Below are 13,092 nucleotides of genomic sequence, written 5' to 3' on the forward strand. Positions count from 1 at the left end.
AACGCCCCCGACGAAGACGTCGGGGGCGTTGGTTGTCAGGGGCGCAACGTGTCCCCTTGCCTGCTCGATGCTAGCGATAGATCAAGGTCGGCAGCCACAGCGAGATGGAGGGCACGAAGGTGACCAGCATCAACACGATCAACAACGGGATCAGGAACGGCAGGGTCGCCGAGGCGCAGCGCTCGAAGGGCACCTTGGACACCTGCGAGAGCACGTAGAGCACCAGTCCCACCGGTGGCGTCAGCAGGCCAATCATCAGGTTCAGCACCATGACGATACCGAACTGCACCGGGTCGACGCCGAGGTTAACCGCGATCGGCAGCAGGATCGGCACCAGGATGGTGATCGCCGCGATGGTTTCCATGAAGCAGCCCACCACGAACAGGATCAGCGTCATCAACAGCAGGATGATGGTGGGGTTGGAGGTGACCGCCAGCATCCAGTTGGCGAAGTTCTCGGCCACATGGTGACTGGTCAGCAGCCAGGAGAAGATCGACGAGGCGGCGATGATCATCATGATGATCCCGGTGGTCTCGATGGTCTCCATGGTGACCGCCAGCAGTCTCTTGAAGGTCAGGGTGCGATAGACCACCGCCCCCAGCAGCATGGCGTAGATCACCGCGGCGATGGCGGCCTCGGTCGCGGTGAAGATGCCAAGCACGATGCCGCCGACGATGATCACCGGGGTCAGCAGCGACAGAAAGGCACGACGGAAGGTCAAGGCGATCCAGCCCAGGGCGAAGCCGACGTCACGCGGATACTGATAACGCACCGCGTACCAGGCCACCATCAGCATCAGCGAAAGCGCCATCAACAGTCCCGGCACCAGGCCGGCGGCGAACAGCTGACCGATCGAGGCCGAGGCCATCACGCCGTAGATCACCAGCGGCAGGCTAGGCGGAATGATCGGCCCGATGGTGGACGAGGCAGCGGTGATGCCCACCGAAAAGCCAGGGTCATAGCCCGCCCGGCGCATCGCCTTGATCTCGATCGCGCCGAGCCCACCGGCGTCGGCCACCGCGGCACCGGACATGCCGGCAAAGATGACCGAGGCGCCGACGTTGACGTGGCCGAGCCCCCCGGGCATCCAGCCCACCAGGGCCCTGGCGAAATCGAAGATGCGACTGGTGATACCGGCCGAGTTCATCAGCGCACCGGCCAGGACAAAGAAGGGAATCGACAGCAGCGGGAAGCTGTCCATGCCACCGACCATACGGTGCAGCACGATAAAGTCGGGGACGCTGCCATCGACCAGGATCGCCGCCAGCGACGAGGCGCCAAGCGCCACCATCACCGGAAAGCCCATCACCAGCATCAGCAGCAGGCCGCCGAACAGGACCAGTAGCGTCATGATGCCTCCTCGCCGGTGGTGTCAGCTCGCTGCGCCGCCAGCCACTGTTTCGGACCGCTCGCCCGCACCAGCTGCCAGGCCTGACGCAGCGCCATGATGGCGATGCTCAACAGCACCACGCTGTAGAGTGTGTCCATGCCGACCGCCATCGAGGTCATCTTCTGGGCGCTCATCAGCGGCAGGATCTTCCAGGTGACCCACCCCAGCAGCACAAAATAGACGAGCTGGCCCAGGTCGACCAGCCAGATCATCGCCGCCGAGGCACGCAGGGGAAGGTAGCGATACAGCAGTTCGAGGCGGATGTGGCTGCGCTTGCGCACCCCCACGGTCGCCGCCAGAAAGCCGACGCAGATCAGTAGATAGCGGGCGACCTCCTCGGTCCAGCCCAGCGGCGAGCCAAGCACGTAGCGGCTGAAGAACTGGGCGAACACCACCGCTGCCATGGTCCAGAAGACCACCAGGGTGAGCGCGTCCTCAAGCCCGATGTCGTGCCAGGCGAAGGTCGGGCCGTCGTCGTCAAAGTCGATATCCGGGCCTTGCGGCCCCTCACGGGCATCCTCCCGGGATGCCCGTGCGGGGCCCAGAGCCTCGCTGTCAGTGTGGTTCATAGCGTTATTCCCGAGGCGTTACAGCGCCTGCAAGCGATCGAATTGTTCCTGGGTCCAGGTCGCCTCGTCGCCGTTGAGCACCGGCAACGTCTTCTCGCGGAAGGCCTCACGCTCGACCTCCAGCACCTCCACGCCCTGCTCCTTGAACCAGTCGATGGATGCCAGCTCCTGCTCGCGCACATCGTCGGAGACCTTCCTGGCCACCTCGCCGAGCACCTCGCGGAAGATCTGCTGATCCTCCTCGGACAGGCCGTTGAAGAAGGGACCGCCGGCAACGATCAGGTTGGAGCCGGTCACGTGGCCGGTCAGGTTGATGTAGTCCTGGACCTCGTAGAACTTCTTGGCGCGGATGGTCGGCAAGGGGTTCTCCTGGGCGTCCACCACCCCCTGCTGCAGGGCCAGATAGACCTCTGAGAAGGCCACCGGTGTCGGCTGGGCGCCGACCGCACGGGGGAACAGGCTGTAGATGGGCGCATTGGGCACCCGAATCTTGAGGCCTTCCATGTCGGCGGGCTCGACGATGGGGGTATTGGAGGTCACGTGGCGCTGGCCGTAGTAGCAGTCACCCAGGATCACGTTGCCGCCGGAGGCATCACGGTAGCCGTCGGCGAATTCCGCGAACAGCTCGCTGTCGGCGTAGGCCTTCCAGTGCTCGTAGTCACGGAACACGAAGGGGGCGTCGGACAGCGCCAGCGGCCCGTAGGTCTGGGCGGCGAAGCTCTGGCCGGTGTAGATGATGTCAACGGTGCCGAGCACCAGCCCCTGGTTGATCTCGACCTCCTTGCCCAGGGTCGAGGCGGGGAAGACCTCCACTTCGTAGCGACCGTCGGTGCGCTCGGCGATCTGCTCGGCGCCCCACTCGGCCCAGTGATGGTAGGCCTCGGAGGGTTCGTACACATGGGCCCACTGGACGGTGTCGGCAGCCTGGGCAGCACTGGCTGCAGCGGCGAGACCTACGCTCAGGGTCAGCGGAAGGAGAGTAAGGCGTGTCATCGGATGCTCCTTTTTCATTGTTGCTATTGGTTGCTGTCGGTTGCTGTCGGTTGCTGTCGGTGCTTGAAAATCCGTTCAGTAGATCAATGCATCGCCGCCCCGGTGGCCTTCACCTCGGGCGCTGCAGCGTCGCGCCGGGCGTCCTGGCCCAGGCCGGCATCCTCGCCGATAAAGTCGGCGCAGCGGCTGCCCAGCATCATCGCCGGGGCGGTGGTGTTGCCGGCGGGTATATCGGGCACCGCGGACATGTCGCAGACCCTCAGCCCGCGCACCCCACGAACTTGCAGTCGTGCGTCGAGCACCGCCATGGGGTCGTCATCGGCACCCATGGCCGCAGTTCCGGCCGGGTGGTAGTTGGTCTTGACGAAGCGTCGGCAGTGTTCGAGCAGCTCATCGTCGCTGGCGCCGCTTCCGGCGAAGGGCAAGGCCACACCGTGCAGGTTTTCCTTGAGCGGTGACTGTTCGAAGGCGCGCAGAAAGAACTTCTGCCCTTCCACCATCGCCTGCATGTCGTCGGGATGGCCGAGCAGGTTGGGCGACACCCGCGGCATGTCGCCGGGGTCGGCCGAGCGCAGGCAAACGCTGCCTCTGGCCTTGGGCTTGACCACCACGGTGGTCACCGTCAGGCCGTAGTCGTCCTTGAGCGCGTTCCGGGTATCCCGGTCCAGATAGACGATGGGTACGCAGAAGGCCTGGATGGTCGGTGCCGCCTGAGGATCGACGGGATTGACGAAGGCGCCCGCCTCGACCCCGGCCGAGGTCACCGGGCCACTGCCGAACAGCTTGAACTGGAGCCCGTTGGCCAGCATCCGCCAGCCGACGCCCTGGCGATAGTAGCCACACGGGGTCCTGGCGTAGGCGGTGATCGGCACCTCGGGGTGGTCGATCAGGTTCTGCCCCACTCCCGGCAGGTCCGCCTTCACCGCAATGCCGTGCTGCGCCAATTGCTCGGCCGGCCCGATACCCGAGAGCATCAGAAGCTTCGGGGTCACCAGCGCACCCGCCGCCAGGATCACCTCGCCCTGCGCGCGCACCCGGTGCACCTTGCCCTTGCGGTCGCGGTACTCGACGCCCACGGCACGTCCGTCTTCGACCAGCACCTGCTGGACCTCACAGTCGAGCGCGACCTCGAGCCCCGGGTGCTCGCGCAGCGGCTCTACGTAGGCGTAGGCAGCAGAGCAGCGCTTGCCCGCCCGATTCATGAACTGATAGAAGCCGACCCCGGTCTGACGCTCGCCATTGAAGTCGCCGTTGTAGGGCAGCCCCGCCGCCTGGGCGGCCTGGATAAACCAGCGCGAGGCCACATCCACATGACCGGGATCAGAGACCTTGAGTGGCCCGCCGCGCCCATGGTGTTCATTGACCAGACGGTCGTTGTCCTCCATCCGGCGAAAGTGCTCGAGCACCCCTTGCCAGGACCAGTCGGCCCTCGCCGCGTTGCCGGCGAGTCGCCGATCCCAGTCGTCGTAGTCCTCGGGCCGCCCGCGCATGTAGACCTGGGCATTGACCGAGGTGCCGCCGCCGAGCACGTGGCCCTGGGGAATGTCGTGGACCCGTCCCCCCAGATGAGCCTGCGGCTCGGTCTGGTGATAGCGCATGAACTTCGAGCCATTGATCATCTTGAAGATGCCCGGGGGCATGTCGAGCAGCGGGTGGTGGTGGGACGAGCCCGCCTCCAGCAGCAACACCCTGGCACCCTGCTCGCGCACCAGGCGGGCGGCTACCACGCACCCGGCGGCCCCGCCCCCGACAACAATATGATCGACGTCGCTCACTCGTTCTCTCCTGCAAAGAAAGTGCTGCGCACAAACTCCCATGAGGCCTCGAGGTGATCGACCAGGGCACGCTCCGCCGCGTCGGGATCACGCATCAGGATGGCCTCGTAGATCGCCTGGTGGGCCAGGAAGTTGTCGTGATTGCGCTGCTCGCTGCGTGGCATCCGGCTCCACTGGGGCGCCAGCCACTCGACAAAGCCGGCGTGAATGGCCGGATAAGCCGGGTTGCCCGAGATGGTGTAAAGCACCCGGTGAAAGGCCACATCGGTGGCGTAGAAGCGCTCTGAATCGCAGATCGCCGCCTGGTTGTCGTCCAGCGCATCCTTCAGCCGCTTGAGGTCGTCCTTGCCCGCCCCGGTGGCGGCGTCCCGCACCAGCACCCGCTCGAACAACACCCGCACCTGGTAGAGGTCATGTACGCCTCGGGAGTTATCGAGCAGGTGCTTGATCACCCCTCCCGCCGCCTGCATCGCCGAACTCGCATCCGGGCGACAGACGATCGGGCGATAGCGCGGACGACTCTTCAAGAATCCCTTGGCGGTGAGCGCGGTGATCGCCTCGCGAATCACGGTGCGACTGGCGCCGTACTGCTCCATCAGCGCCCGCTCAGCGGGCAACGGACGGCCTTCCTCCAGCTCGCCGGCAACGATGGAGCGCTCAATATCCAGAGTGATCGAGTCCGCACTGCGTCCGCTCATACAACACCTCGTTTATCGTCGTACCAAACTAATCATTAAATTCTCGAACAACAACTACAACCAATGGCTAATATCGCCACAACAACCCATAAAATTGCTATTTTTCAAAAACTTAAAACAAATATAGACAATGGTCGTAGCGCCTCACGCTTGCCAGCCACCTCGACCATCAACAATATATGGTCGTACCAAACGTCATTTCAGCGTTATCCAACAGACGTTCTGACCACCCCAACGTTGTTCTGGCGTTATCCAATCATCGTTCTGGCCTTACCCAACAGAGGACGCCCCATGGATTTCCAACAGTTCGGTGCCACCCCCCTGGAAGGCCGCATGTGGGTCGATGGTAGCTGGTTTGAGCATGCCGGCTCCCACGCCATCGAGGTGGACAACCCGGCCAGCGAGGCGCTGCTTGGCCAGGTCCCCGCCGGTGACGCCGCCGCCGTGGACGCCGCCGTCGCCGCAGCCACCAGGGCTCAGTCCGACTGGGCCAGGCGACCGGCCAACGAGCGTGGCAAGCTGCTGACCCGCTGGGCCGAGGAGATCGATCGCCATCTCGAACCCTTCGCCCGGCTGATTGCCCTGGAGCAGGGCAAACCCCTGTCCCAGGCTCGCGGCGAGGTCGGCGCCTGCAGCGAATTTCTGCGCTACAGCGCCCAGTGGGCCAGACGCATCGAAGGCGACATTCTGCCCTCGGACAATCGCCACGAGGAAATTCAGATTCGCTCGCTGCCGCTCGGGGTGGTCGCCGGACTGACCGCCTGGAACTATCCGGCGGCCCTGGCCACGCGCAAGGCCGGCCCCGCCCTGGTGGCGGGCAACACCTTTATCCTGCTCGGTCACGAGATCACCCCCTTCGCCGGACTTTATCTGGCGGCGCTGTCCGAGCGCGCCGGGTTTCCGCCCGGCGTCTTCAACGTGGTGACCGGCCAGGGCCCGGTGGTGGGCCAGGCGCTGGTGGAGCATCCCGACACCGATCTGATCACCATGACCGGCAGCACCCGGGCGGGGCGCCAGATCTTTCGCAGCGCCGCAGAGGAACTCAAGATCGTGCGGCTGGAGCTCGGCGGCAAGGCGCCCTTCATCGTGATGGAAGACGCCGACGTCGACGCCGCGGTGAAGGCCGCCGTCACCGCGCGCTATACCAACTGCGGCCAGATCTGCACCTGCAGCGAGCGTATCTACCTGCATCGCCAGATCGCCGACGAGTTCATCGACAAGTTCATCGCCGCCTCGCGCGCACTGAGCATCGGCAATCCGCTGGATGACCCCGACATGGGCCCCAAGGTCAGCCGTGGCGAACGCGACAAGGTCGCCGCCATGGTCCAGCGCGGTATCGCCCAGGGCGACCGCGTGCTGCTCGAAGGCGGCCCGCTCGACTCAGGCGACTACGCCAAGGGCTACTGGATCGCCCCGACCATCGTCGAGACCCGGGACAATCGCTCGCCGCTGATCGACGACGAGGTGTTCGGACCGGTGGTGCCGATCCAGCGAGTCGACGACTTCGAGCAGGCCCTGGCCTTCGCCAACGACACCTCCTACGGCCTTTCGGCCTATGTCTTCACCCGCGACCTCAAGCGGCTGATGCGGCTGCCCTCGGAGCTGCGCTTCGGCGAGATCTACTTCAATCGCGCCAACGGCGAGCAGGTCCACGCCTATCACTCGGGCTGGGGCCACTCCGGCGTCGGCGGCGAGGACGGCAAGTACGGTTTTTCCGCCTACTTCAAGAAGCAGACGATGTACGTCAACTGGGGCGATTGAACGCCCCCTCCCTGCAGCACGGAGCACTGCCGACGCGGTGCTCTTTTGACAACAAGCACAATAGCCCAGGAGAACACGATGCCTTCGACCCACCACTCCCCGACTGCCCGTCACCCCCGCGCCCGCCGCCTGGCGGGGCTTGCCACCGCCGCCCTGCTGGGACTTTCCGCCATGCCCGGCTGGGCCCAGCAGTTGCCGCCGCTGGAACAGAAGGACAGCTACCGGGTGGGCTTCGCCCAGATGGAAAGCAACAACCCCTGGCGCATCGCCGAGACCCAGTCGTTTCGTGATATCGCCCCCGAGTGCAACTGGCAGCTGACGGTGACTGACGCGGCCGGTTCCGCCGCCAAGCAGGTCGCCGACGTGGACAGCATGATCGCCCAGGGCGTCGATGCGATCTTCCTGCCCCCGCGCGAGGAAAAGGCGCTGATCCCGGCGGTGATGAAGGCCCGTGCGGCAGGCATCCCGGTGTTCCTGGTCGACCGTATCGTCGATGACGAGGTCGCCAAGGCCGGTGAGCACTACGTCAGCTTCCTCGGCTCCGACTTCATCGAGCAGGGGCGCATCGCCGCCCAGTGGCTGGTCGATAACTTCGAAGGCGATCAGGCCCACATCATCGAGCTCGAGGGCACCACCGGCGCCTCCTCGGCCAATGACCGCAAGGAAGGCTTCGATGCGGTCATCGCCGAACAGGACAACATGGAGATCATCGCCTCCCAGTCCGGCGACTTCGCCCGCGATACCGGTCGTCAGGTGATGGAGACGCTGCTCCAGGCCCATCCTGAGGTCAACGTGGTCTACGCCCACAACGACGAGATGATCATCGGTGCCATCCAGGCGCTGGAACTGGCCGGACGCACCCCCGGCGAGGACGTGCTGCTGGTCTCCATCGACGGCACCCGCGACGCCCTGCAGGCGATCCTCGACGGCAAGCTCGGTGTCAGCGTCGAGTCGTCACCACGCTTTGGTCCGATGGCCTGCGACGTGCTCAACCGCTACGCCGCCGGCGAGACCATCGAGCCCTGGGTGCGCGTCGAGGACCGTGTCTTCACCCAGGACAACGCCGCCGAGCATATCGACGACGCCTATTGAGCCACGCCGGTTGATCCCGACCTGACATTCCAACCAGGTACCACGTCATGACAGCGCTTATCGACATGCGCGACATCCACAAGCGGTTTGGAGGTACCGTCGCCCTCGACGGCGCCTCACTCACGATCGCGCCGGGTGAGGTGCACGCCCTGATCGGCCAGAACGGGGCGGGCAAGTCCACCCTGATCAAGGTTCTGACCGGGGTCTACACACCGACCAGCGGCCAGATCCTGCTCGACGGCAAGCCTGTGGCCTTCTCCGGCCCGCGCCGGGCGCAGCAGGCTGGCGTTGCCACCATCTACCAGGAGCTCAACCTGGTGCCGCTGCGCTCGGTCACCGAGAACATGATGATGGGCTTCGAGCCCCTTCACTGGTGGGGCGGGATCGACTGGCCCCAGGCCCATCGACGGGCCCGCACGGTGCTCGAGGAGCTGGGGCTGGACATCGACGTCCGCCGTCCGCTCAGCGAGTACTCCACCGCCATCCAGCAGCTGGTGGCCATCGGCCGAGCCGTGTCCCAGCGGGTCCGGCTGGTGATCATGGACGAGCCGACCAGCTCGCTGGACGAACGCGAGGTCCAGCGGCTGTTCGAGGTCATCCGACTGCTCAAGTCCCAGGGCACCTCGGTGCTGTTCGTCTCGCACTTCCTCGAGGAGCTCTACGCGGTGTGCGACTGCGCCACCATCATGCGCAACGGCGCCACGGTGGAGCAGCGCACCCTCAGCGAGACACCGCGCCTGGAGCTGGTGGCCTCCATGCTTGGCCGCAAGGCCTCGGACATCCAGGCAAGCGGCACCACCAGCTTTCGCGAGATGGAACTCGACACCGACGAGACGCTGCTCGAGGTTGAGTCCCTGGCCACCGACAAGGGCCTGCGCGGCGCCTCGCTGGAGGTGCATCAGGGCGAGATGGTCGGCCTCGGTGGTCTGCTCGGCGCCGGTCGCAGCGAGCTTGCCCGCGCCCTGTTCGGGCTCGATCGCACCACCCGGGGCAGCATGCGGCTGGCCGGCCAGCGCTACGCCCCCCGCCACAGCCGCGACGCCATCGCCGCGGGGGTGGCGCTGCTCAGCGAAGACCGCAAGGTCGAGGGCATCATCCCCGAGATGAGCGTGCGCGAGAACATGACCCTGCCCCTGCTCGGCACGCTGAGCCGTCGCGGCGTCATCCAAAGGCGGCGCGAGCGCGAACTCGCCGCGCACTATATCGAGGCGCTCAAGATCAAGACCGCCTCCATGGAACAACCCATCGGCCAGCTATCCGGCGGCAACCAGCAGAAGGTACTGCTGGCGCGGTGGCTGGCGACCCAACCGCGACTGCTGATCCTCGACGAGCCGACCCGTGGCGTCGATATCGGCGCCAAGCGCGAGATCCAGCGCATCGTCCAGGACTATCAGGCCCAGGGCGGCGCGGTGCTGATGATCAGCTCGGAATTCGAGGAACTCGCCGAGGGCGCCCAGCGGGTGGTGATCATGCACGAAGGCCACTCGACCCGGGTGCTCGACAACCCCGGGCTCAGCGAAGACGCCCTGGTCACCGCCATCGCCACCGCCCAGCACGACCGAGCCGACGGCGCGGCCCGTGACGACGAGAGATCCCCCGCTACCGCCACCGACCACCAGGAGACCGTACCATGACGTCGCTCCACTCCTCCCGTCAGGCGACGCCCCGGTCGGCCAGCCCGCGATGGCGCCAGGCCATGCCGGTGAATCCCCGCAGTCTGGCGCTGCTCGTCGCCCTGCTGGCACTGATCCTGTTCAATGTCGCGATCACCCCCAACTTTCTCGAGTGGCAGACGCTGTCGGTCAACGTCTCCCAGGTGTCGACCATCGCCATCGTCGCCATCGGCATGACCCTGGTCATCGCCACCGGTGGCATCGACCTGTCGGTGGGCGCGGTGATGGCCCTGGCCGGCGCCCTGGCGCCACTGATCTTTCTGTCGGAGTTCGGCCAGCAGGCGCCGCTGGCGATGACCCTGGTGGCGATCGTCGTGGCCCTGGCCGTCGCCGTGGCCTGTGGGCTGTTCAATGGCGTGCTGGTCAGTCGCTTCGGCGTGCAGCCGATCATCGCCACCCTGGTGCTGTTCATCTCCGGTCGCGGTCTGGCCCAGGTGCTGACCAACGGCAACCTGCAGACCTTCGACAATCCCGCCTTCGAGTTCCTCGGCGCCGGTCGGCTACTCGGCCTGCCCTTCCAGGGCTGGCTGGTGGTGGTCATCGCCCTGGTGGTGGCCTGGGTCATCGCCCGCACCCGCTACGGCCGCTACCTGCTGGCCACCGGCGGCAACCCCCAGGCAGCACGCATGGCCGGGGTCCCGGTGACCCGCGTCAAGCTCGCGGCCTACACCAGCTGTGCCCTGCTCGCTGGTCTCGCCGGGCTGATCACCGTGGCCATCAATTCCGCCTCGGACGCGGCCAAGAACGGCAACCTGATGGAACTCGACGCCATCGCCGCGGCGGTGGTCGGCGGCGCCCTGCTCAAGGGCGGCAAGGCCCCCATCGCCGGGGTCATCCTCGGCGCCGCGATCATTCAACTGGTGCGCTACACCCTGCTCGCCAACGGCGTCGCCGACGAGGTAGCGCTGGTGGTGAAGGCCGCCATCATCGTGCTGGCGGTGTACCTCCAGACGCCCAGAGGAGCCCACTGACATGACCACCGTCTCCTGGCGCCAGCGCCTTGCCGACAATGGCCAGGCCACCGGGGTCTGCGTGATCCTGCTGGCACTGGTCTGCCTCGGCCTGATCCGCTACGACAATTTCGGCAGCGCCTACAATCTTTCGTCCTTTCTCAACTACAACGCCATGTTCGTGCTGATCAGCCTGGGCATGTGCCTGGTGATCATCACCGGTGGCATCGACCTGTCGGTGGGCACGGTGGCGGCGCTGTCCTCGGTCACCGCCGCCTACGTCAGCCCCTACGGCCTGGTCCCGGCGCTCCTGGCAGGGCTCGCCACCGGACTGGCGGCGGGTCTGGTCAATGCGGTGATGATCACGCGCCTGCATATTCCTCCCTTTATCGCCACCCTGGCGAGCCTGCTGGCGGCCAAGGGCACCGCCCTGATCATCAGCGGCAACCAGACGGTGCCGGTGGACTGGGCCAGCGGCTTTACCCGACTGGGGATGGAGTCGATCGGCGGCCTGCTGCCCTGGAGCTTCGCCATCACCCTGGTGGTCGGCGCCGGTCTCTGGTGGCTGCTGGAACAACGCCCCATCGGCCGCACCATGCTCGCGGTGGGCGACAACGAGGAAGCCGCCCACCTGATGGGCCTGCCCGCACGCAAGGCCAAGACCCTGGCCTACCTGATCAGCGGTGGTTGTGCCGGGCTCGCCGGGGTCTTTCTGGCCTCGGGCTTCGGCGCCGGCCAGCCGCTGGAGGGACTAGGCTGGGAGTTGACCGCCATCGCCGCCGTCGTCGTCGGCGGCACCCTGCTGACCGGCGGCAAGGGGTCGCTGGTGGCGACGCTGATCGGCGCCTTGATGCTCGGTCTGATCTTCAACCTTTTGAACTTCGAAAACGGACTCGGCACCTTCAACCTCAGCGCCTACTGGCAGATGGTCATCCGCGGCGCCTTTCTCTTCGTCGTGATCGCGATCCAGGTGCAGATCACGCGCACACGCAACACAGGATAATCCTCCCATGTCGACGATCACCTCCATCGAGCTCGACCTCTACCGACTGCCGCTGAGCGAGCCCATGGGCGATGCCAAGCATGGCGTGCACACCGACTTCGAGGTCGTGACCGCCACCGTCACCACCGCGGATGGCCACAGCGGCACCGGCTACACCTACACCGGCGGGCGCGGCGGACACGCCATCCTGGCACTGCTCGAGCACGACCTGGCGCCGATGCTGCTGGGGCGTGACGCCGGTGACATCGCCGGCTGCTACGACGACATGCTATGGCATATCCACTACGTGGGCCGCGGCGGCATCGCCGCCTTCGCCATCTCGGCGCTGGATATCGCGCTGTGGGACCTCAAGGGCCGCCGCCTCGGCCAGCCGCTATGGCAGATGGCCGGCGGCCAGGGCCGCCAGTGCCAGGCCTACTTCGGCGGCATCGACCTCAACTTCTCCCTCGAGCGGCTGCTCGCCAACGTTCAGGGCTACCTCGACCAGGGCGCCGAGGCCATCAAGATCAAGGTCGGCCGCCCGACCCTTGCCGAGGATGTCGAGCGGGTGGCCCGGGTACGCGAACTGATCGGCCCCGAGCGTCCCTTCATGGTGGACGCCAACTACGCGCTGAGCGTCGATGGCGCCATCGAGGCCGCCAGGGCCTTCGCGCCCTATGACATCACCTGGTTCGAGGAACCCACCCTTCCCGACGACTACCAGGGCTATGCCCGCATCGCCGAGGCGACCGGCATGCCGCTGGCCATGGGCGAGAACCTGCACACCTCTCACGAATTCGGCTACGCCTTCGAACAAGCGCGGCTATCCTTCATCCAGCCCGACGCCTCCAACTGCGGCGGTATCAGTGGCTGGCTCGATGTCGCCCGCCAGAGCCGCCACTACGGCCTGCCCATCTGCAGCCACGGCATGCAGGAATTGCACGTAAGCCTGGTGTCGGCCCAGCCCAACGCCGGCTGGATGGAGATCCACTCCTTCCCCATCGACCACTACACCCGACGTCCGCTGGTCCTCGACCAGGGTCGCGCGGTGGCCCCGGACAGTCCCGGCATCGGGGTCGAGTTCGACCGCGACCGGATGGCCCCCCATCGCACCGGCGGTGCACGGCTCGGCAGCGACAGCGGTACCGAGCGCCAGCAGCACAGCGCCTGAATTCTCCCTCTTCACAACGCCCCGACGACACGAGGAAC

11 protein-coding genes are annotated in these 13,092 nt (G+C 66.1%); 6 read left to right on the forward strand and 5 right to left on the reverse strand.

All coding sequences use genetic code 11. From position 1 onward, the window contains the following. Positions 1-70 precede the first annotated feature (70 nt). The 5 genes from RBB39_RS12180 to RBB39_RS12200 form a co-directional block, all read right to left on the reverse strand. On the reverse strand, positions 71-1,351 hold the full coding sequence (locus tag RBB39_RS12180; protein ID WP_108131714.1) for a TRAP transporter large permease: 1,281 nt from the start codon (positions 1,349-1,351) through the stop codon (positions 71-73). Then, entirely contained in the window at positions 1,348-1,959 is a 612-nt protein-coding gene (locus RBB39_RS12185; RefSeq protein WP_306169117.1) for a TRAP transporter small permease, read from the reverse strand. Before RBB39_RS12185 ends, RBB39_RS12180 begins: the two co-directional genes overlap by 4 nt. An 18-nt stretch (positions 1,960-1,977) precedes the next feature. Next, complete coding sequence (locus RBB39_RS12190) at positions 1,978-2,952, reverse strand: sialic acid TRAP transporter substrate-binding protein SiaP (RefSeq protein ID WP_231498535.1); 975 nt, start codon at positions 2,950-2,952, stop codon at positions 1,978-1,980. Positions 2,953-3,035: 83 nt separating this feature from the next. Continuing rightward, positions 3,036-4,727, reverse strand: coding sequence for a GMC family oxidoreductase (locus RBB39_RS12195; RefSeq protein ID WP_306169118.1), 1,692 nt, complete (start codon positions 4,725-4,727; stop codon positions 3,036-3,038). Further along, positions 4,724-5,425 (reverse strand): FCD domain-containing protein, encoded by a 702-nt coding sequence (locus RBB39_RS12200; protein ID WP_108131711.1) that lies wholly within the window; start codon positions 5,423-5,425, stop codon positions 4,724-4,726. Before RBB39_RS12200 ends, RBB39_RS12195 begins: the two co-directional genes overlap by 4 nt. A 291-nt stretch (positions 5,426-5,716) precedes the next feature. Between RBB39_RS12200 and RBB39_RS12205 the strand changes: the two genes are divergently transcribed. From RBB39_RS12205 to RBB39_RS12230, 6 genes are all read left to right on the forward strand, one after another. After that, entirely contained in the window at positions 5,717-7,186 is a 1,470-nt protein-coding gene (locus RBB39_RS12205; RefSeq protein ID WP_197037068.1) for an aldehyde dehydrogenase family protein, read from the forward strand. 78 nt (positions 7,187-7,264) lie between these two features. Continuing rightward, on the forward strand, positions 7,265-8,278 hold the full coding sequence (locus RBB39_RS12210) for an ABC transporter substrate-binding protein (protein ID WP_124802272.1): 1,014 nt from the start codon (positions 7,265-7,267) through the stop codon (positions 8,276-8,278). A gap of 47 nt (positions 8,279-8,325) precedes the next feature. After that, a complete protein-coding gene (locus RBB39_RS12215) occupies positions 8,326-9,912 on the forward strand; it encodes a sugar ABC transporter ATP-binding protein (RefSeq protein ID WP_045995137.1) in 1,587 nt (528 codons plus the stop codon). Then, positions 9,909-10,922, forward strand: coding sequence for an ABC transporter permease (locus tag RBB39_RS12220; protein WP_197037066.1), 1,014 nt, complete (start codon positions 9,909-9,911; stop codon positions 10,920-10,922). Before RBB39_RS12215 ends, RBB39_RS12220 begins: the two co-directional genes overlap by 4 nt. A 1-nt stretch (position 10,923) precedes the next feature. Beyond that, entirely contained in the window at positions 10,924-11,904 is a 981-nt protein-coding gene (locus RBB39_RS12225; protein ID WP_045995138.1) for an ABC transporter permease, read from the forward strand. Between the two features lie 7 nt (positions 11,905-11,911). Continuing rightward, positions 11,912-13,054, forward strand: a complete 1,143-nt coding sequence (locus RBB39_RS12230) for a mandelate racemase/muconate lactonizing enzyme family protein (RefSeq protein ID WP_045995139.1) — start codon at positions 11,912-11,914, stop codon at positions 13,052-13,054. Positions 13,055-13,092 lie beyond the last annotated feature (38 nt).

Origin of the sequence: Halomonas sp. MMSF_3323 (assembly GCF_030733595.1) — a bacterium.
GTDB lineage: Bacteria > Pseudomonadota > Gammaproteobacteria > Pseudomonadales > Halomonadaceae > Halomonas > Halomonas litopenaei.